General features: G+C 49.1%; 13 protein-coding genes. 10 read left to right on the top strand and 3 right to left on the bottom strand.

Translation table 11 applies throughout. From position 1 onward, the window contains the following. Positions 1-30 precede the first annotated feature (30 nt). From O3C43_12635 to O3C43_12625, 3 genes are all read left to right on the top strand, one after another. Positions 31-1,848: a hypothetical protein gene (locus O3C43_12635; GenBank protein MDA1067340.1), complete on the top strand. Its 1,818-nt coding sequence runs from the start codon at positions 31-33 to the stop codon at positions 1,846-1,848. A 161-nt stretch (positions 1,849-2,009) separates the two neighbouring features. Further along, positions 2,010-3,626, top strand: coding sequence for an arylsulfatase (locus tag O3C43_12630; GenBank protein ID MDA1067339.1), 1,617 nt, complete (start codon positions 2,010-2,012; stop codon positions 3,624-3,626). Between the two features lie 91 nt (positions 3,627-3,717). Next, complete coding sequence (locus O3C43_12625; protein ID MDA1067338.1) at positions 3,718-5,283, top strand: arylsulfatase; 1,566 nt, start codon at positions 3,718-3,720, stop codon at positions 5,281-5,283. Positions 5,284-5,525: 242 nt separating this feature from the next. Here O3C43_12625 and O3C43_12620 read toward each other — a convergent pair whose 3' ends face one another. Next, a complete protein-coding gene (locus O3C43_12620) occupies positions 5,526-7,037 on the bottom strand; it encodes an aminotransferase class V-fold PLP-dependent enzyme (GenBank protein MDA1067337.1) in 1,512 nt (503 codons plus the stop codon). A gap of 145 nt (positions 7,038-7,182) precedes the next feature. Between O3C43_12620 and O3C43_12615 the strand changes: the two genes are divergently transcribed. Then, positions 7,183-8,982 carry an amino acid adenylation domain-containing protein gene (locus O3C43_12615; GenBank protein ID MDA1067336.1) on the top strand — a complete coding sequence of 600 codons (1,800 nt, stop codon included), beginning with the start codon at positions 7,183-7,185 and terminating at the stop codon, positions 8,980-8,982. Positions 8,983-9,016: 34 nt separating this feature from the next. Here the strand turns inward: O3C43_12615 and O3C43_12610 are convergent, their stop codons facing one another. After that, complete coding sequence (locus tag O3C43_12610; protein ID MDA1067335.1) at positions 9,017-11,017, bottom strand: prolyl oligopeptidase family serine peptidase; 2,001 nt, start codon at positions 11,015-11,017, stop codon at positions 9,017-9,019. Positions 11,018-11,088: 71 nt separating this feature from the next. Between O3C43_12610 and O3C43_12605 the strand changes: the two genes are divergently transcribed. Both O3C43_12605 and O3C43_12600 read left to right on the top strand, forming a co-directional pair. Beyond that, positions 11,089-11,514, top strand: a complete 426-nt coding sequence (locus O3C43_12605) for a rhodanese-like domain-containing protein (protein ID MDA1067334.1) — start codon at positions 11,089-11,091, stop codon at positions 11,512-11,514. Further along, positions 11,511-12,497, top strand: coding sequence for a hypothetical protein (locus tag O3C43_12600; protein ID MDA1067333.1), 987 nt, complete (start codon positions 11,511-11,513; stop codon positions 12,495-12,497). Before O3C43_12605 ends, O3C43_12600 begins: the two co-directional genes overlap by 4 nt. Positions 12,498-12,686: 189 nt before the next feature. Here the strand turns inward: O3C43_12600 and O3C43_12595 are convergent, their stop codons facing one another. After that, positions 12,687-15,494, bottom strand: a complete 2,808-nt coding sequence (locus tag O3C43_12595) for an insulinase family protein (GenBank protein MDA1067332.1) — start codon at positions 15,492-15,494, stop codon at positions 12,687-12,689. Between the two features lie 144 nt (positions 15,495-15,638). On the opposite strand from O3C43_12595, the gene O3C43_12590 reads away from it, so the two are divergent. The 4 genes from O3C43_12590 (at position 15,639) to O3C43_12575 (ending at position 21,911) form a co-directional block, all read left to right on the top strand. Continuing rightward, positions 15,639-18,518: a c-type cytochrome gene (locus tag O3C43_12590; protein ID MDA1067331.1), complete on the top strand. Its 2,880-nt coding sequence runs from the start codon at positions 15,639-15,641 to the stop codon at positions 18,516-18,518. A 176-nt stretch (positions 18,519-18,694) separates the two neighbouring features. Beyond that, on the top strand, positions 18,695-20,065 hold the full coding sequence (locus O3C43_12585; protein ID MDA1067330.1) for a BNR-4 repeat-containing protein: 1,371 nt from the start codon (positions 18,695-18,697) through the stop codon (positions 20,063-20,065). Positions 20,066-20,319: 254 nt separating this feature from the next. Further along, positions 20,320-20,856: a sigma-70 family RNA polymerase sigma factor gene (locus O3C43_12580; protein MDA1067329.1), complete on the top strand. Its 537-nt coding sequence runs from the start codon at positions 20,320-20,322 to the stop codon at positions 20,854-20,856. Beyond that, on the top strand, positions 20,853-21,911 hold the full coding sequence (locus tag O3C43_12575; protein ID MDA1067328.1) for a FecR domain-containing protein: 1,059 nt from the start codon (positions 20,853-20,855) through the stop codon (positions 21,909-21,911). Before O3C43_12580 ends, O3C43_12575 begins: the two co-directional genes overlap by 4 nt. The last annotated feature ends 81 nt before the right edge of the window (positions 21,912-21,992 follow it).

Here is a 21,992-nt window from a genome sequence, read left to right as displayed (position 1 = left end):
AACTGCGATGAAGCTAGTCTGCTTCACCCCATGAAACATATTCGCTTACTCAGATATTTAGTTTTTTCTTCCTCCTTTCTTCTTTCCATTAATGGATTCGCCCGCTCCGTTGTTATCGACGTTAGTTCCCCAATGGCGCCACCGGAATGGGCATTGCTTGAACGCGAGTTGCTCAGGGCTCATACCGTCGCCTGCTCGGAGTTTTTTGAAAAATACTTTGATGAACGCGGTTACCTTTTGTGTGTGGAACGATGGGGAGGAGACGACGGACCGGACGATGCGATTGAGAATGTGGCAGACTGGCCGATTCTGCATGCGTTGGGTGGGGATGACGCCATTCTCACGATGTATCGTAAAGCCTGGGAAGGTCACCTCAGGCAATACACGGAAGCGAAGACGACAGATGTGCCCTTTGCCCGCGACGGCATGTATTATAAAGAGTTTCCCGTCATGATGGATTGGATGCATAACGGAGAAGGATTGCGGGTCTTTAATCTGCAAGGGTTATCCGATCCGGATAGCCTTGATTTCCAAAACAGGGTGCGACGCTTTGCCGGATTTTACATGAACGAAGATCCGGGTGCGCAGAATTTCGACTTCGAGCATCAGATCATCCGGAGCATGTTCAACGGCAGCCGGGGACCATTGATGCGCAAGACCACGGGGCTCGATTGGGCGGGTGATCCCATCGAGGTGGAAAACCGCTTTCATTTAGGTCATGGTGAGCGTAACTATGCTGAGATGGTCGCGCATTTTAAAGATTACAACGACATCCTCGGAGACCATCCGCAGAACATGTCCTCCATGACCTTGGCTTCGAACGCCTATATCCTGACCGGTGAAGCAAAGTACAAAAAATGGTTGGTCGACTACGCCGATGCCTGGCTCAAACGTATGAAGGATAACAACGGCATCATTCCCTCCAGCGTCGGACTCGACGGAACCATTGGTGGTGAAACGGATGGCAAATGGTGGGGTAGCGTCTATGGTTGGGGGTTCTCAGTTGAGGTTCCTCAAACCGGTGAACTGGCCCACCGGACCCGTGTCTATCGCGCGGTGGATGGATTTGGAAATGCCTATCTGCTCACGGGAGATCGGAAGTATATCGATGCCTGGACTCGTATGATCGATATTGTGAATTCCAATTCAAAAATGATCGATGGTGTCCGGCGTTACCCAAACATGTATGGGGATGATGGCTGGTATGACTTTCAACCGAACCCGGTTTCCTGGGGATTGTTGAATTGCTGGTTCTGGACCATGGACGAAAAGGACAAGGCTCGTGTGAAGAACGATCCCTGGGTGAGATATCTTAACGGCGACGATGATGACTTCCCTGCTCGTGAATTGGGGAAGGATTTTGGAACGATTCGCACTCGTGTAGCGGGAATGCGTGCCGACCTGACCACGCCCGACACCCGCCTGGCTGATGATCCGATGGCTTTTAACCCGGCAACCGTCGACACTTTGAACAAATTGATGATGGCTGGACTTGATCCCGGCCGGGGCGCTGCTCCGCTTCATTGTCGCTTGCGTTACTTCGATCCGGTGAATCGGAGGGCTGGGATTCCGGAGGACGTCGCTGCGCTGATTGACCAAGTGAGTGATGAGCAGGTTTCGGTAACTCTGGTAAATGTAAACCAATCAGAGGCGAGAGAGTTGATTGTCCAGGCTGGAGCCTACGGTGAACATAGGATTACCCAGGTCAAACACGGTAAGGATTCAGTGAAAGTGGATAGCACGACCTTTGTTGTGCGATTGGAACCGGGATGTGGCACGCGTCTCGTTATTTCAAATGAGAGGTATGTCGGTCAGCCAACGATGAGTTTTCCGTGGAATAGAAACTAGGGACACTTTAATTATGTAGGAGCAATTTTCATCGCGACATCCCTGGGAACGCCAAGCCCCAGCGTGGCAATTTTTTTATGAGTCGCGAACAACAGTTTGCTTGTACAGGTGCGAGATGGGGATCCGCAGATTTACTGAATTCATAAACAAAATATTATTCGATGAAGCTAAACAGTCTTTTGATTATTTTCGTTCTCGGTTTCTTTCTATGCGGTTGCGGGGAAAAGGAAACCCAATTAGGTCCCATTCGACAGGCTTCCGACTCCGCCCAGGGGCTTCGACGGGACACGCAGGACAAGCCCAACATCGTAATCATCCTGGCCGATGATTTCGGGGTGGGGGATATCCAGGCGCATTTCCCGGATAACAAAATACCGACTCCCTTCCTCGATCGGTTCACAGAACAATCCATGTGGTTTACGAATGCGCACACAGGATCGGCGGTTTGTTCGCCAACACGGTATGGATTGCTGACGGGGCGGTATGCTTGGCGAACGCGGTTGCAGGAATGGGTGTTGGCCTGTTACGAGCCGCCGTTGATTGCGGAAGATCGGCTCACGCTTCCCAAGTTCTTGCAACAGCAAGGTTATGCTACCGCGTGTATCGGAAAATGGCATTTGGGTTGGAATTGGGCAGGACCCCAGCCGAGTACAATGGAGGAAGAAAAAAACGGTTTGCGAACGAGGGAATGGGATTACACCAAGCCGATTTCCAATGGACCAACCACCCGTGGATTCGATTATTACTTCGGTACGCATGTGCCCAATTTCCCTCCGTTTACTTTTATTGAAAACGACCGGGTTGTGGAGCAACCGACTTCGCGGTTTAAATACTCTGCCGACGATGGCACCTTCATGCCGGCTCAATTTGATGGGAATCCCATGGCACCCGATTGGCGCTTCGATCAAATTTTGCCGAAGATCACAGAGCGGGCTGTGCAATACATCCATGACCAGGCAGGGCAAGATGAGCCATTCTTTTTATATTTTCCTATGACCTCTCCTCACACACCCATTGTGCCTACTGCGCAGTTCAAAGGGGAAAGCGGAATTGCGCACGCCGCTGATTGGGTCATGCAAACGGATTGGTCCGCGGGGCAGCTGATTCAGGCGCTGGAGGACGCAGGTGTTTCGGACAATACCCTTGTGATATTTACTACCGACAACGGGCACGCTCCTCAGGAATGGAATGAACTCATCAATGCCGGTCACTCTCCGAGCGGACCCTTTCGTGGCCGCAAGGGAGACATCTGGGAGGGTGGACACCGTGTTCCCTTTTTGGCAAGATGGCCAAAACGTATAGCAGCTGGTCAGGCGACGAGCGATATTCTCAGTTTGAACGATGTGTTCGCCACCTGTGCGGAACTTCTGGAAAAAAATCTTCCCGATGACGCAGCCGAAGACAGCTTCAGCTTTTTATCTACGCTATTAGGAAACAACAACAACCCTCATCGAGATCATGTGGTGGCCCATTCGGTCGATGGAGAATTTGCCTATATGGAAGGACCTTGGAAAATCGTTTTTAAAAATGAGCATGCCAATCTAAATCAGTCCCGGGGCAAACCTCGTATCGTCGAGCTCTATAATCTTGAGGACGACATTGCCGAGGCAAACAATCTGGTCGAAAAGGAACCGCAGATAGCCAAAGGCCTGAGTGATAAATTAAAAGCGGTGGTCGCCCGAGGAACCAGCCGGGAGGGTCCGGATCAATCGAACGATACCGAGGTCATTTTCAATGTGACCCAACAAATGCGTTGGGCACCACCAATTGAGGATTGAGTAGCGATGAGATTTAAAATGTAGGAGCATGAAATCGAAATAAAAATCCGTGATTGATCCTGGCACTTTCGTGGCCAACAATTAAATACTTATGTTTATTCGACTTCTACTTAGCTGCTTAACCATCGGATTTTTATTCCAGGGATGCTCAAGTAAGAAAACGCAACAACGTCCGAATATAGTTATCATCCTTGCTGATGATTTTGGAATAGGCGATATCCAGGCACATTACCCGGATAACAAAATTGCTACGCCTTACCTCGATGCGTTCTCAGCTGAGGCAATGCGTTTTACGAATGCGCACAGCGGCTCGGCCTGTTGCACTCCTACGCGCTATGGTTTGATGACCGGTCGCTATGCCTGGCGCTCCAGTTTACAGGAATGGGTGCAGGCGGCTTACGAGCCTCCGCTAATTGAGGAGGGCCGACTTACCTTGCCATTGTTGTTGCAGCAGCAAGGTTACGATACCGGACTGATCGGAAAATGGCACCTCGGTTGGAATTGGGCTGGAGCCCAGCCGAGCACACGCGAAGAGGTTCGCAATGTTCTGCAGGAAAAAGAATGGGATTACACCCAGCCAATCGCCGATGGACCTACGGCGCGTGGATTCGATTACTACTTTGGAACGCATGTGCCCAATTTTCCTCCTTTTACTTTTATTGAGAATGACCGGGTGGTTGTTCAACCCACCGACCGCTACAAGTGGGATCCCAATGAAGGTACGGTGATGCCCCAAGGATTCGACGGGAATCCAATCGCTCCCGGCTGGCAGTGGGATCAGATCTTGCCAGAGATCACGAAACGGGCAGTCCAATTCATTCACGAAAAGGCCGACCAGGATGAACCATTTTTTCTTTTCTTCTCCCAAACCTCTCCTCACGAGCCCGTCGTTCCTTCGGCGAATTTTAAAGGGAAAAGTGATATTGCGCCTGTTGCCGATTTTGTAATGGAAACGGACTGGTCGGCAGGTCAGGTAATTCAAGCGATCGAGGATGCCGGGATTGCTGATAATACTCTGGTTATTTTTACCGCCGACAACGGGCACTCGCATTATACCGGCTGGGAAACCTTGTTGGAGGCGGAACATTATCCGAGTGGTCCTTACCGCGGTCACAAAAGCCAAATCTGGGAAGGCGGACACCGTGAGCCGTTTATGGTTCGCTGGCCTGGGAAAATTGAGGCCGGAGCGGAGCGCGGTCAGGCTTTGAGTTTAGTAGATATTTTTGCAACCTGTGCCGAGATTTTAGGTACGGTCCTCCCGCAGGAGGCCGCTGAAGACAGCATTAGTTTTTTAAGCTCACTTTTCGATAGTGAGGTCGAGCCAGAGAGAGATCATGTGATTGCGCACTCTACTGCGGGGGAGTTCACCCTATTGGAAGGACCCTGGAAAATTGTCTACCGGAATGAATCCGAGAACTTAAATGCTTCCCGGGGAAAACCGCGTATTGTTGAGCTCTACAATCTTGAAGAGGATATTGCCGAAACGACGAACGTGGCCACCAGGCATCCGGAGAAACTAAAGCAGTTGGACGAACGTATTCGAACCCTGGTTGCCCGCGGAACAAGCCGTCCTGGACCAGCGCAGGCGAATGACACGGAAGTGATTATTGATGTCACCCAGAAGCAACGTTGGGGTCCGCCGATCGCGAAGGAATAAACGCTGTAGGAGGGGGTTAATCCCCCGATCCTCCTGGGAACGCCAAGCCCCAGCTTGGCTCTGTCTTTTCGATTCTCCTTCTTACAGGAACAAGCTTGTCCGCGATTTGTATATCAGAGAACTTCCAGGTCGCGAGCAAGCTTGCTCATACACCTTGACAATCAAATGGCTTCGGAACGTCTTTTGACACCTGACACCTGACACCTGACACCTGACACCTGACGCCTGACACCTGACACCGTTTACCTCCTCATCTTCCCATCCAACTCCTGACCAATTCGCGTTACAATCCCGGGAAGTTTTTCGATTTCTTTCAGAGTTGTTCTGAAATTTACAATACAGGCCCGTAAAGCATAAGTGCCCTGTAAGACGGCGTTCGAAACAAAGACCTCTCCTTCTTCCTGAAGTTGGTTGAGCAGTTTTTCGTTGAGCTCGTTTAAGTAGTTGAGTTGTTCGTCTTTTTTCTCCTGTAGATCTTTGGGGACAAACCGGAACGTGGTGATACTTAAGTGACAGGTGAAGGTTTCCAGTTCTTCATGATCAGAAATAATTTTTAACATGGCTTGTGCCAGCGCGATGTCCTGTCTGATGGTCTCGACAAACGCAGGTCCACCTACGTGTTTAAACGCCAACCATACCTTGAGTGCTCGAAATCCGCGGGAGTTTTGCAGCCCCAGTTCGTAGTAGTTGGTGGGAGCTTGGTCGCCTTCCAGATTAAATTTATAATAGTCCGGATGGAACGCAAAAGTATCGTGCAGATCCTGCCTGTTCTTAACGAGGGTGCAGCCAGCTTCCAGAGGAGAGTAGAGCCACTTGTGTGGGTCCAGTGCAACCGAGTCAGCCCGGCTAATCGCCTTCAAATCTTCACTGGCTTCAGGCAATGCCGCCGCCATCGCTCCATAAGCTCCGTCGACGTGTAACCACAAGTTGTGCTCTTCGCAAAGATCCGCAATCGCGTTGATCGGATCAACAGCCCCGGTAGCTACTGTGCCTGCAGAGGCTGCTACCAACAATGGAATAAAACCTAAGCGAATGTCGGCCCGGATCTGTTCTTCCAATTTGGCCAGGTCCATGTGTTGGTCGAGGTCACTGGGAATCCAACGAATGGCGTCTGTCCCCAGGCCAAAAAGATCGGCAGCTTTATGGACCCAGGTATGCGTCGCATCGGAGCAGTAAACGCGCAGGGCCTTGTCCTTTTTCTGGATGCCTTCTTTACGAATGTCCCAGGGAGTCCTGGATTTACGACCTGCGAGAAAGCCAACAAAATTTGCCATATTTCCACCACTCACCATCAGGCCACCACAATCGGTATTGTAACCAATGAGCTCGGCGATCCAGCGAATCGTCTGAGCTTCGATTTCGGTAGCAACCGGCGAAAGCTGCCAGGCCCCTAAATTCTGATTTACGGCTGATGCCAGGAAGTCGCCGAGAATGCCAATCGGAGCAGCTGAAGAGGTAACGTATCCCCAGAAGCGGGGATGTCCGTTGAAGAGGGAATGATCAACGAGCAACTGGGTGGTTTCTTTCAGCAGCTGTGAAGTATCAACTCCTTTGGTAGGCAATGGCTCATTTCCAACCAAAGCCTGGACTTCCGAAACTGACTTCGTCTCTACAACTTTTCGTGTAGGAAGTGATTCAAGGAAATTGGCGATTTCGTCCACCAGTTGATGTCCCGCCTTGCGGAACTCATCTCCCGACATTTCCAAAGGAGAATGTCTATCTTTTAATTGCTGGTTGGATTGGTCTTGCGGCATGCCCGTGATTATTTTCCTAACATGAGTATTGCATTAAGGCGGGAAGATCAAGTGAGCGAACCATTAAAAACGAGCACTTGTATATCTGTTGTTTTTGTGGGAAACGAACCGGATGTTAGATGCTGTTGAAAGGCAAAAAATTTTAGTGGAATGGAACAAAACGGACCGTTCTTATCCTGCGGATCTCACCATTGAACAGCTTTTTGAAGTCCAAGTCTCTAAAACCCCAAAGGCTGTGGCGGTGATTTGTGGTGACGAAACCATAACCTATGGCGAATTAAATCGTCGGGCGGATTATTTGGCATTCAGACTTCAGGCCTCGGGATTGGTGTCCGGTGATGTCGTAGGTCTGTGTTTTTATCGATCGATTGAGCACCTGATTTCTGTGTTTGCTGTGCTTAAGGTGGGGTCCGCTTTTGTGCCTTTGGAGCCAGACAACCCTGAATCACGGCTACAGTTTCAGTTGGAGGATTCCGGAGCGAAGCTGTTGTTGAGTCATTCTGGGATTAACCAGGCTTTGACCGACTGTTCAGTTGAGCGAATTTTCGTTGATGAAATAAACTGGATGGATTTCGATGCCACCCAAAAAGCGTTTCCAATTACTGCAACGGCGGACGACCTGATGTACATCCTTTACACTTCGGGTTCTACCGGAAATCCGAAGGGCGTTAGAATGCCAAGGCGTGGAATTATTAATCTGATGCATTGGATTCAGGAAGCTTATGGAATGGTGTCAGGAGACAGGTCGATGCAATCCGCTTCCATTTCTTTCGATAATTCCATGGCAGAGGTTTTCTGGCCATTGTTGAACGGAGGCACCATAGTCGTAGCGCATCGAGGAGGGCAACGGAACATTGAGTATATTCTAAATACCATTCTCGAAAAGAATGTGACTCATTACTCCACGGTTCCGTCTATGCTTCGAGCGTTACTCGATCTACCCCAGATTTCTGAGTGCAACTCCCTTAAACTTGTGTTTGCAGGCGGCGAAGCACTCACCGAAGAAATTAATGATAAATTTCACGCCACTTTGGACGCTGAGCTCCATAATTGGTACGGCTTAACTGAAACCAGTGTAAACTCCATCGTTTGGAAAAGCTATCCGGGTGCGAAGCCCATACGAATTGGGAACCCCGTATCTAACACCAAGGTTTATCTATTGGATAAAGATCATGAACCCGTGGGAATCGGAATAGTGGGAGAAATTTATCTGAGTGGTGTTTGTCTGGCGGAAGGGTATCAAAACCTGCCCGAGCTTACCGAGGAAACCTTTATCACGAATCCATTGCCGGAAGGCCGTGGCGAGCGCTTATACAAGACTGGAGACTTGGCGAAATACCATCCGGACGGCACTATTGAATTTTTAGGAAGAATAGATCATCAGATTCAACTTCGTGGCTATCGAATTGAGGTTGGCGAAATCGAGTCACTCCTGAATCGCCGTCGGGATATTCGTGAAGCTGCGGTAGTTTTACTAGAGCATGGACCGAATGATTCCCGATTACATGCTTACTACGTTCCAGCGCCTGGAGCTATCGAAGCTCTCGCAAATGAGCTAAAACCGTATCTCTCGAATCAGCTTCCAGCAATAATGATTCCTAGTACATTTGAGCCAATGAAGGATCTTCCACACACTTTAAGTGGAAAGTTGGATAGAAAAACTTTGGTTCAGAATCTATCTCAGAAAACTGAAATTGTGCGGCCATCGAACGGGCAATCCGATGTTTCAGCCATCGCAACTATTTTTGAAGAAGTCCTTCATTGTGGTCCTGTGTCTGAGACAGATAGTTTTTTTGATTTGGGCGGACACTCTCTTCTCGCTACGAAGATCAGGAACCGGATCAGTAAACTGATCCAGGTCAATTTTCCGCTTTCCTTGATTTTTGACCATCCGACACCCCTTCAACTGAGTGAGCAAATTTCTCTCCTCAATAAGAAAGACTGAAATTCTAAAGTGCCAGCCTTGCGGCTAACCATGTTTAGCGCGGCTTGAATTGCCAACCTTCGTCAAAGAATCCTGCGACAACTACACCCAATGGATGTCGTATGTTACGTGGCACGGATAAATCGACTACCGCCCAATCAGGAAGTTTAGGAATTTGGAGAGAGTTGGTGCCACCAGAGAATTCGCTGAACGTGAAACTGGAGTTGAGAACGATATAACGGTTTGGGTTTAACGGGTTGGGGTAAATTAAAACCGGGAGGTGTTGGTCTGTGGAGTACTCTTTGTCGTGAAGCGAGAATCGCGCGCCGTCCCAGCTTATTGGCAAGGATTGACGAATACGCTTAATGACCGCGTTGCTCGAAGGATCACCCCAGAGAATGAGATGATTGTTTTGTATGTCCGCTTCGGTGATCTCTGTGTCTTTTTTTACTATCGGCTCGCCGCGGAATTGTCGCCACCACTGAAGTTGAGCATCGGCAGCCTCTGAATCAACCCATTCGGATAGGGCGGCATTGGATTCGTCACCACTTGGCAGGACAAAAATAAAACTTTCCATGAAGGCGTCGTCGATCGGACCTTGGAGGTCGTGGCGTTTATTGAGGGAAGGGGAGGCGGTGTCAGGTGCCAGCTGCCAGGAATTGTTTTTCCTGATGAGGGAAATCGGTTGTCTTTTGCTGGAAACGGAGAGCGAAGAATTATCGATTTTGATTGTGACTCGATTTCCCGGTTTAAATTTTGGATTCTTGAGGGGAAGTTCTAATGTTAGGGCTGTTAGGTTCTTAGTGCCGATGCTTATAGTATTAGAATCAAGGATTTCAGCCCTCACCCGAGCCTCAGTCCAATGTTCTTCAAGCGCATCGACTGTAAGCCAATCCATTTTGTTATAGCGAAGCGTGTAGGTTACGAAATCGATCTTACTGGGGTATTTATTTTTAGGCTTACTTGCCCATTCGTCGACCGTGCTGTTTATGATTTCGAGTGATACATCGTCGAACTTGTGTCCCATTCCTTCGCCGATGATATGCTTCAATTCCATACCTTCTTTCAACAGGTACTCGGCCATAATATCTGCCGCTTGTTTCTGCGGATCGATGGATCCGCTGTAGGCGATGGTCGGGCATTGAGCAAGGTTGGCAGCGTATTTGGTGGCGTCGTAAAAGCTGTGAAGTTTGAGTTCGTACCAAGTTGGCTTCGGGTCTTTTTGCATGACCTTGGCATAGATCGCACTTTCCGCGAAACCCGCTCCGGGAGCTGCTGCGGACCAAAGTCCCGCGTGATGCGTTGCCATGTGCCAGGTGGCTGCTCCGCCCATGGAGAATCCGCGTACGGAAATTCTATCTGGATCTATATTGTAATGATTCTTTACGTGGTCGATTGCTTCGAAGGTATCTACTTCGCCCGCGAACTTGTTGGCGTTGCAGTAACGGCCGTAGGGATGAAGCACAATGGCCTGATCTGTGATGAGTTTCCCTGCATCGGTTTCCCGCTGGTCAATAAATTTCAGTTCGGACAAGGTGTTACCTCGACCATGATACCAGATGTCGAGCCGCGCTGGCATTGAGGAGTCGAAATCGAACGACTCGGGGATAATCAATCCGTAAGGCTGAACGGAGCTATCGATTTTTGAAACGTAGCCACGGACTATCAGGCCGGTTTGCCGAGTCCAGGGAGCATTGCCTTTTCTGAGCGCGGCCGCCCGGGTACGCCCCGTTTGCAGTTGTCGAAAGGCTATCGCGAAATCGTCATCCTTTTTATCGGAATAAAACTGATCATGTACCAGCGCGTAGTGAACGGCATTGTAGTAGATAGTCACGTCGTTGATCAGATCCAGTTTGTCCGGATCGTCCCGATGAATAGTTTGGAGTTCAACGATCACTTCTTTTAGCTCCGATGTTTCTTTTTCGAGGGCTGATCGAATTTCCGCAGGGACTGGAATACCCGGCGGTGGATTGGGAACTGTTTGAGAAAAGAGAGTGCTCGTGGAGAGCAGAATCAGAATTCCAGTAACAAATTTTGAAAGACAGGGGTATTTCATCGGCTTAATAAAAAGGAGTCGAATGCCGAAGAGCAAGCGTTGCAAAACGACTCTACAATTATTCTCTAGCAATGGTTCGACTATCCCATAATTTCAAGGTCGTGTTTTCACTGCTCAATTCCGTTCCCATTCTGATCAGCTTTTCTGTTTTGCTGGTTTTTTCCGTAGGCCTGCTGCTTTGGTTTAAGTTGATAGGGCGAGTCAGTGATCAGCAGGTTAAGGATTACCTGGCTGCGGGTGCTCTAGTGGTGGATGTCAGACCACCAAAACGATATGCTCAGAAACATTTGGCAGGTGTTGAGAATGTTTCGGCCTTATCGATTGGAAAATCGATTGGGCGGTTGTCCGGTGACAAGGCTAGAATCATTCTTTGTCATTGCGAAAGCGGGGGCCTTTCAGCCATTGCAGTTCATCGGTTGAGGAAAGCCGGGTACAAGCAGTCGTTTAATCTTGGATCTTATAAGCGGGCAGCTTCATTATTGGAACCAAACCTATGAAACGTATTTTTTGGATTCTGAGTTGTTTGTGGGTGATTTCATTGTTGGTGGTTGCCTGTTTCGCTGAGAAAGAGGAACGGATTCAAGTGGTACGGTTTGCTGAGAATCCGATTCTGGATGGGAGTTCTTCCGATACTTTGGGCAACAAACTCAACGGACCTTCTTTGATCCGCGTTCCTGAGTGGGTGAAAGATCCTCTTGGTAAATACTATCTCTACTTTGCGCACCACAAAGGTAATTTTATCCGGCTTGCCTATGCGGATGATTTGCATGGTCCCTGGCGTATCTACGAGCCAGGTACGATCCATTTGGAGGAAGCAAAGTCGCTTGAAGACCATATTGCTTCTCCCGATGTGCATATCGACCATGAAAACCAAACCATCCGAATGTATCTACACGGATCGCATCCAGGCACAAATCAACGTACCGTGTCGGCTGTTTCCAAAGATGGTCTGACCTTCGATGTGTTTGATACGATTCACGGCTACAGCTACTTTCGGGTGTTTGAGTATAAGGGTGCTAACTACGCGATTGATGCCCTTGGTTTTTTGAACCGGTCCGACCATCCAGATCATGGATGGGAAAGGCATGAGCCTGAATTGATTGGGCCGGTGTCGACACAAGATGCGTTTGGAAAGCGCGACGACATTCGCATGCGTCACTCGGCGGTCTATGTGCGGGACGATGTCCTCTATCTGTTCTATACGCGAAAGAGCGATGCCCCGGAACGAATTGTGATGGCCAAGGTTCCGCTCGAGGCTGATTGGAAAAGCTGGAAAGCCACGGACCCTATTGAAGTGCTTCGTCCGGAACTGGATTACGAGGGTATAGCCTACCCAAACGCACCTTCCGGTAAGGGTGGTGGAATCGAAGTTCAGGAACTGCGTGATCCCGGCATCTTTGAAGAAGACGGTCAGTTGTATTTACTGTACTCGGTGGCAGGGGAAGAAGGAATCGCGATTGCGGAGTTGCGGATTGATTAGTGGTGAGCTCTTTTTTGTAGGAGCAAATTTATTCGTGACCCGAATGTCGAAGGTGGTTCAATTCGCGAGCAAGCTCGCCTACAGAAGGCGAATTGAAGTTTGTTTACCGTCGATGCTGTCACCAGAAGCATCGCTACTTCTTACTGTAGCCATGGTGGTGACACCGTGGACAATTCCTACGGTTGCTTATCACTTCTCCGGCAACAGCTTTGATACGAAGTAATTACTGTCATCAAAATATTTAATCGCGGCGTCCTGGATCATTTTTGCGGTTAAGGCTTCGGTTCGAGCAATGCGTTGATTGATCGCATTAAAATCAATATCGTATCGCGTGTAGGTGCTAAGGGCGCTCATCCAGAATCCGTTTTCCTTGATGTCGTTTTCTTGACCACGAATTTGCTGCTCTTTGATTGCTGCCAGATCGTCCGGGTCGGGGCCGTCCGTTTGCATTTTCCTCACTACCTCTCTGGCAGCCTCAATGAGCTCGACCACCTTGTCTGGATTGCAGCCAAAACGAATACTGCTTGAAAAGGTGCCTTTTGGGTCGCGTGACAATCCACCTGAAACACCGACTCCGTAAACACCGCCTTTGTCTTCCCTCAAGGCTTCTCTTAGTGGAATTTCGATCACATCAATCATACTACTTAAAACGTAATTTTCCTGGTAGGACCAATCGGCGTCACCATAGAAGCGCAACTGAACGGAACTCTTAGGTTCCAGCCCTTTATGAACGACCACTTCGTTCTGCCCGCGTATCGGAGTGTCCATGATGTCGCGCCAGGTTTCCTTGCGATCGAGATTCGGCAAGCTGGCCAAATACTTTTCGGTCAGTGGACGGACTGTATCATAGTCGAATGCTCCGACGAAAATAAAAGTAAAGTCGCTGGCATCGGCAAAGCGGTCTTTGTAGATTTCCAGAGATTTTTGAAGATCGAGTGAATCGATATAGGCCTGGTTCAGCGGCTGGTGCCGTGGGTGGTCATTAAAGAGCTTTTTTTCGACTGCGTCGCTATAGACCTGTCGAGGGTCGTTCAGACGGTTGACCAGAAAAGTGCGCAGTTGCGTCAGCATGGCTCCAAAGGAGTCTTCATCGGTCCTCGGTTCCGTGAATCGAAGATAAATGAGCTGGAACAGCGTTTCCAAATCTTCCGGGGAAGCTGAGCCGCCCAGGTTTTCGTAAAGTTCACCTATGGATGGGCGCACTTGGGCTCGTTTGCCTGCCAGTTTTTTGCGGAGATCCAAAGCATCGTAATCTCCCAAGCCGCTGCCTGAAATGGTCTGGCTTGCGCTTTGTGCGGAAACAAAATCAGCGTCGTCAACGAGGCTATGTCCTCCTGGGCTGAAGGAGGTAAAGATTATCTGGTCGTTCTTGAAATCCGTCTTTTTTAGCACCACACGGACTCCGTTGGATAACGTCCATTCGGTCACATCGACCTCTTCGTGATGGAGCTCTTTAACAATCTTGCCTGCGCGAGGTTCGTTTTTCAGTAAGGGTGAAGACAGGTCTGCTTCTTCGTAACTTTCAAAGCTGGTATTTTCAGCTTCTTTCACAACGGCCAAAATATCCGCTTCTGTCGGAACCGGTACGCCATTCTTCTCTGGAGCTGAGTAAAGGATAACCCGATTGGTTTCTGTAATCCAATCATCTGCAATGTGATTCACTACATCAAGCGACAGGGTGGGGAGGATCCTCTCAACCAGATTCAGCTCAAACTCGATTCCCGGTACCGGTTCATCTTCCAGGAAATGAGATGTGAGCTCGCCGGCGTGACTGCTGGAGCGTCGTTGGTCCCGCTCCCGGAAAGATTGCTGATAGCTGCGCAGTAAATTCGATTTGGCCCGGGAAAGTTCACTTTCCGTAAATCCTCCCGCCTTTGCTCGCTTATGTTCGAGCAGGACTGTCTTGAGTCCTTCAGCAAACTTTCCCTCTTCAACACTCGCGGACTGTGAAACCATATCGAGCGGACCAATAAACCCTGACTTACGAATACTCCCTCGTAAATAAGGTGGGTTTTTCTGTTCGCCTCTTTCTCTCAAACGGCCGTTTAGCATAGTGCTATACAATGACTCGGCAATGACGCGGCGATAATCGCCTTCGGTCTTCATTGTCTTTTTTGCGCGTTTGTAGTTGATGCTTACGCTGGTGGATGAGAGTTCCGGATCGGTAGCAATCGATGAAAGCGTTTCGGTATGTCCGGGAATTTCAAACTCGGTTCGAGGCCTCCCATCTTCCGGGTTTTTTAAATGGGAAAACTGTCTGCGAATCAGGCTTTCCATTTTTTCCGTTTCAAAATCCCCCACTGCGATCAATGCCATCAAGTTCGGGCGGTAGTAATTGTTATAGAAATCGACAAAGGCATCGCGATCGACTGTCTCAATGATCTCAGGATATCCAATCGGAAGGCGGTCCGCGTATTGAGAACCATTGAAGAGAACAGGAAGTTGAAGGTCCTGTATTCTATCTCCCGCGCCTAATCGTAGCCGCCACTCTTCCAGGACAACCCCCCGCTCCTTCTGAATCTCCTCCGGATCGAAAGAAATGTTGTGCGCCCAATCCTCAAGGATTTGAAAGGTCTTGGTCAGGATCTCTTCGTCATCCATGGGGATCTCCAGCATGTAAACTGTTTCATCAAAGGAGGTGTAGGCATTGAGGTCTGCCCCGAATTGCATGCCTATGCCCTCGATGAACTCGACCAGCTCCTGTTTTTCAAAATTCTTGGTGCCGTTAAACGCCATGTGTTCCAGAAAATGAGCGAGACCCTCCGTGCCGTCTTTTTCCAGGATTGATCCAGCTTTTATGACCAGGCGAAACGCAGCCCGGTTTTCCGGTTCGCTGTTTTCGCGTATGTAGTAGGTCAGTCCGTTTTCGAGTTTTCCTATCGTGATCTGAGGATCCAGGGGGAGGATTTGATCGGGTTGAGCAAGAAGGCTGGATGTGATCGCGAGGGAGGCGACAAGGAGCGAAAGGAGCAGATTCTGGTGGAGGAATGAATTCATGTGGGATAAACGTGATTGAATCATGATTGGATACTTGGAAATGAAAAATGCCTGCGCAAACAAGTTCGCGTTTGAAGAAGACAGTTTCTTGACCCGAGCGGCTTATTCTGGCGACATTTGAATTAGCCACTTTGGTAATACCCTATGAAACGACTTCCCCAATTCCTCGGACTTCTTTTGTTAACTTCGGTTCCTGTCTTCGCTTCCGACGACTACGTGCCTTTCAATTCACAGGAGCCGGGGCGCGAACCTCTTTCGCCGGAGGAAGCCGCGGCGGTCATGTCGGTGCCCGAGGGATTTTCGGTCACGCTTTTCGCTGGAGAACCGGATGTGCGGCAACCCATTGCCATGCAGATCGATGATCGGGGGCGTATCTGGGTTGCCGAATCCTATTCTTATAAAGAGTGGGAAATGAAAGGGGAGGATCGGATACTGGTGTTCGAGGACACCGACAACGACGGCCATTTCGATTCACGGAAAATATTTTATGACAAAGCCACACACTTGTCGGGCATGGCGGTCGGCTTTGGCGGGGTCTGGATCTGTAATTCTCCCAACCTTGAGTTTATCCCTGACCGGGATGGAGACGATATTCCGGATGGTCCGCCAGAGGTTGTGCTTGATGGATTTACGACCGATGCGAACCACAACTTTTTCAATGGGCTCGATTGGGGTCCGGATGGCTGGATGTATGGCAGGCATGGCATCACTGCGTCTTCACTGGTAGGTACTCCAGGAACATCGAACTCCGAGCGGACTGATGTGAGTTGCGGTATATGGCGGATGCATCCGGTCACACGCGAGTTTGAGATCGTCGTTAGAGGAACGACCAATCCCTGGGGACTCGATTGGAATGACATGGGCGAAATGTTCATGACCGGCAATGTGAACGGTCACCTCTGGCATGTGGTCCCGGGAGCCTTTTATCCGCGCATGCACGGGCAAGGATCTTTTTCCCATGTGTATGATAGGATTGGTCTAATGGCCGATCATCTGCACCACGAAGGCGAGTGGACTGACCGGAAAAAGTTTCGGGACAACGCAGAAGGGCTCACCGATATCATTGGTGGCGGGCACTCGCATTGCGGAGCTATGATTTATCTCGGTGATAATTGGCCCGATAAATACCGAAATACGATCTTCTTGAGCAACACGCACGGTCGACGCATTAACAACGACATTCTTCAGCGCAAAGGCTCAGGTTATGTTGGGCTGCACGGCGAAGATTTTATGAAGTCCAATCATCCCTGGTATAAAGGGGTTACTCAAATCTATGGACCGGATGGAAGCGTCTTTATGTCGGATTGGACAGACATAGGTGAGTGCCATGACAATGATGGTGTTCACCGGACCAGTGGTCGGATCTACAAAGTTTCATACGGCGAAGTTGATAATCCAGGACGCTTAAATCTAGCCGCAGAATCCAACCTGAAATTGGTGGCCTATCAGTTGCACAAGAACGACTGGTACGTGCGGCATGCCCGGCGTATTCTTCAGGAACGTTTCGTGGCGGGGCAGGATATTCAAGACGCCCGCAAAGAGTTACTACGCTTGTTCAAGGAGCCTGACCAAACTGTAGACCGGCAACTTCGTTTTGTCTGGGCTTTACACAGTATCGGTGGAGTTGGTGAAAAGCGGCTCACGAATTTGTTGGACCACAAGAACGAGCACTTGAGGAGTTGGGCTGTTCGTTTGATCGGGGAGGGCGGTGAACCGAATGAGGAACAGTTTAACAAGATCAAGAATCTGGCTCGGAATGGAGAATCCCCGTTGGTGCGTTTGTATGTCGCATCCACTTTCCCAAGATTTTCAGAAACTCAACAATGGGATGTTGCTCAAGACCTGTTGTTGGATTTTGGGTACAAGGAAGATCAGAATCTTCCGAACATGATCTGGTTCGCTTTGCGGCCACTCGTGTCGGCGGATCCTGTCCGTGCTCTGGGCCTTTTGAAAACCTGTTTCGATCCTTTGGTCTATAAGAATATCGTAAGACGCATCGCCTCGGACTTTGATTTGAATGCCAAGCTGATGCCGAGTTTGGTTACCGCGATAGTATCCACTGCCGGGTCCGGTATGATAGACAATGCGAAAGCGGGTGTGACAGGTATTGAGGAAGCTCTGCATGGGCTGAAAGGGATTGATGCCCCTTCCAATTGGGATCTGGTTGCAGGATCCGATAATGCCTTGATTCGAAAAGAAGCCGCACGTTTGCAGCCCGTTTTTGATCAGGGTAGTCCAATGACTGCCAATGATTGGCTGGATCTTTTGGATAATCAATCTCGTCGGAATCAAGCCATCCGCGAATTGGCATCCTTCGATGACCCGAAGATAGCCGGTATTTTACTCAAGCCCTATAGCCGGCATTTGACGGAGGATCGCCTGGCAACCATTTCCACGCTGAGCTCCCGTAGATCCTTCGCCGGTACCCTGGTGCAGGCTATGAAGAATGGACAAGTGAAGCCATCTGAGGTGTCTGCATTTTATGCCCGCCAGATTTTCAATCTGGGCGATGATCAATTGAACAAGCAGTTGGAGCAAATTTGGGGAAAATTGCGACAGAGTCCGAAGGAAAAACAAACCCAAATCGCTTCCTGGCAGTCCAGGCTCACATCGTCTGTGATTTCGAATGCCAGTATCCAAAATGGAAAGCGTGTGTTCGAACAAACTTGCAGTTCCTGTCACTCGCTCTTTGGGGAAGGTGGTAATCTGGGCCCTCACCTCGACGGAACCAACCGTCATGATTTGTATTATGTATTGGAGAATCTGATCGATCCCAGTGCGGTGCTTCCCCAGGACTATCGCATGACGGTGGTGACCTTGAAAGATGGACGCATATTGAGTGGAAACATCTCCGCACAATCCAGGCATACCATTACCATCTCAGGTTTGGATAGCGTAGAGGTCATTCCCGTTTCGGAGGTGATGAAACAGGAACAACTTGAACAATCCACCATGCCGGAAGGTTTATTGCAGACCTTGAAGGAACAGGAGGTCGTTGATCTTATTGCTTACCTCCAGCAGTAAAAATTGTTTAACTACGAAAGGCGCTAAATTACGCAAAAGACTTGCAGGATGGGTAGGGCAATAGCCTCTGGCTATGCCGTTCTTGGATTAGCCGCGGCACTGCGAGGACCAGTCTTCGCTAAAGCTTCGCCAAGGCACGCGCAATAGTCCTGCCTCTGTTGAAAGAAATTAGAACAATGAGAAAAATAAAGATTCAAATTTTACTTTTGTTAGCTGCTCTATTGTTTGGCCAAAGTGTCTCTCACGCCAAGGTCACTTCCTTCGCCAACAACGGGACACTGAAAATGTTCTACGACAATCGCATGTACCCCCAGGCGGTGGTGGTGGACGAAACCATGTTTGCTGTCTGGCGGGGAGCAGACGGACATCCTTTTGTTATTAGCTATGACCTCAAGAAGAGAGAATTTTCAAAATCTCTCAATCTAATGGTCGGCTATGAAGATGAGGCTGACTTGCGGCACTATGAGAGAGATCATCATTTAGCTCCGGTTATCTGGTCGGACTCCGATAATTATCTCCATGTCTTGCATGGTTGTCATCGGACCAAAGGGATGCATCTCATATCTGCGAAACCCGGTTCCGCTGAACGCTGGGTTCGTGGTCCGGATATATCGGAATCCATTTCTTACCCCAAGGTGCATCGCATCTACAATGACCAGATTTTGATTTATTCACGTTTATCCGGACACCTGGGCTATTGGTGGTATCATATTTCCGGAGACGGAGGTCGCACCTGGGATGAACTGCCCAAGCCTGCGATCAATTTAAGCGGCGAACCTCAGGATGGTAAGTGGGCTTCATTTTCCGGATCCTACAATACGACTGCCGTCAGTGCCGATGGAAAGCGACTGCACATTGCCTTCATCTGGAAAGTGGAAGATCCCGTGTTCAATACCCGTTACAATGAAATTCTTCACGACCATACCCAGCGCTACAATCTCTACTACCTCTATGTCGATCTTCCTTCCGGCAAAGCCTACAATATCCAGGGCGAGGAAGTGGAATTGCCGGTAAGGAAAAAAACCGCCGATGAGAAACTACTGGTTTGGGACACGGACGAGCGTCCCGCTGTGGCAGGTCCTTCCATTTCATTGGATAAGGATGACAAACCGCATTTCCTATTACCTGTTTCCGATGAAGATGATATTCTTCGGTCTCATTTCTATTTTGTCTCCCACGAGCAAAATGAGTGGAGAACGGTGCAGATCACCAAAACACTTCATCCCTTCAACTCCAGCTACCTGGAACAAGCGGAGGATGGCGTGTACCATGCCACAATGATCACCGGCAGTGGCGAGAAGGTCATCGAAGAAGGCATGGACGAATACGGTTATGGATTGGGTATCGAACATTGGACCTCCGCGGATGACGGCGCTAGTTGGGAAAAAGAAAAGGACCTCTCACCCGTTCGCGGGATGCACTACCAGAACATTCAGTATATTTCCAACGCGATGAAAGAGCCCATGAAAAACATGCTCCTGTTCTATGGCTGGGACGGTCGCGAAAATCCTGGGGAGGCTTTTCTCTGGGACGGGCGCGATAAGTAGTAATGTAGGAATGTAAGTCACACCATTGGATGAATTTATGCGCCTGCCTTGTGGCCGTCCATGGTCTTAAGATCATGGCTACATTCTTGCCTTTCGCTAAGACTAGACACGGATGGGTTTTCCCATTTGCTATTCTATTAAAAGTAAAATTCCTTGTGATCCCACCCAGCGACATTCGCATTTTTCCAAAAAACTTTTGGTAATTCACAACACTTGGCTTGTCCGGTAGGACGATGAAGTTCAATTATTAGGGAATGACTGACTGTCTTTCAGAGGAAAATCAATGGTTTGCGGATCATTTACATCCGCATGAACCTATGCTCCGGGCATGGTTAAGGAGTCGATTTGCCCGGGATTTGGATCTGGATGATATTGTTCAGGAAGCTTACCTGCGGGTATTGAAGGCTTATAAGGAGAAGCCAATTTTGGCACCGAAGGCTTTTCTATTTGCAACAGCACGAAATATTGCACTCAACGCAGTCCGCGCAGCGGCCGTTCGTGGCGAAAACATTCACTACAAGGGTGATGATTTTGACATGCTCGATAACGGAGAGGATATCCACGAAATTATTGAGCGAAACCAGGAGCTCGAAACTCTGACACTCGCCATACAGACTCTTCCGAAACGTTGTAGGCAGATTTTCACCTTATATAAGGTCTACGGCATGCTGCCACGAGAGATTGCCAAGGAACTGGAGCTTTCCGACACCACGGTCTACAACCAACTTTATATCGGGCTGGATAAATGCACGAAATTTATCCAGAGTCGCAACAGGATACAGTTATCATGAGTAAGGAATCACAGAACCCCGAAGAGCGGCCTAAGGACATTGAGGCATCTAAGTGGGCGATAAAGCAAAGCATAGGGTTCACCGCTGAGGAACAGGACGCATTTTTTGAATGGCTTGCTGCAGATCCCGAGCACGCTGAAGCATTTTCTAGACGTCGCCAGGTTTGGAGCGAATTGGATTCACTGGCGGAGTGGCGACCCGAGCACAGCCTTAAACCTAATCCTGATTTGTTACAGGCCTCCTCCTCTAAGGACCGTTCAAATTCCTTTGGTAATATAATTCTTTTTGTGACTGGATTAGCCGCTGCCGTGGTAATTGGATTCGTTTCCTGGAATGTTGTGAGTAAAGAGGAGGTTTCTAAATCGATACAACTTGCAGCAGGAGGTTTCGCATTAAGGTATGAGCGGCATCGCTTGGAAGATGGCTCCATTGTGGAGTTAAATCGAGGTTCTCAAGCACTGGTTGAATTTTCAAAAAATATGCGGCAGGTAACGCTCGAATCGGGCGAGGCCCACTTTACCATAACTAAAGACCCGGATCGTCCTTTCATTGTGAATGCCCGTGGTGTTGCTGTTCAAGCCATTGGTACCATCTTCAATGTTCAAATCAAAGAGGATTCCGTAAGCGTGTTGGTCACCGAGGGACGTGTGGCTGTTGACCACCGGGATACTGAGACCTTCGATCAGCCTCTCGATTTGCTGGGTGTTCCTACCCAGCATTTGTCTGCTGGTCAGCGATCCGTGTTCGATCTGAAAACGGCAGAACCTGAAGCGTTGGTCCAAACAGTTTCGACCGTGGAAATCGAGCAACAACTCTCCTGGTTGAAACAAGTCCTTAGTTTCCAGGCTGCTCCTCTTTCAGACATCGTTAATGAATTTAATCGCCGAAACTATACTCAGATTACGATCGAAGATCCTGAAATCAGGGGGCTGGAATTGACGGGAGCATTTGTGCCTAACAATGTAGATGCCTTTGTTAAGGTTTTGGAAGTCACTCAGGGCATTGAGGGCGAGAAGGTAGGCGAGTCTGTTATTGTTCTTCGCAAAAAACGTTAATTTCTCGAAATTCCAACGTCGCACTTTGAAGATCGGATAACCTTATAGCAATCTTGCGTTCGTCTCGTATTTATTCAGAAA

It is taken from the genome of Verrucomicrobiota bacterium, assembly GCA_027622555.1.
Taxonomy (GTDB): Bacteria; Verrucomicrobiota; Verrucomicrobiia; order Opitutales; family UBA2995; genus UBA2995.
Note: the sequence above shows the minus strand (reverse complement) of the source record. Positions and strands in the feature narration are given on the sequence as shown.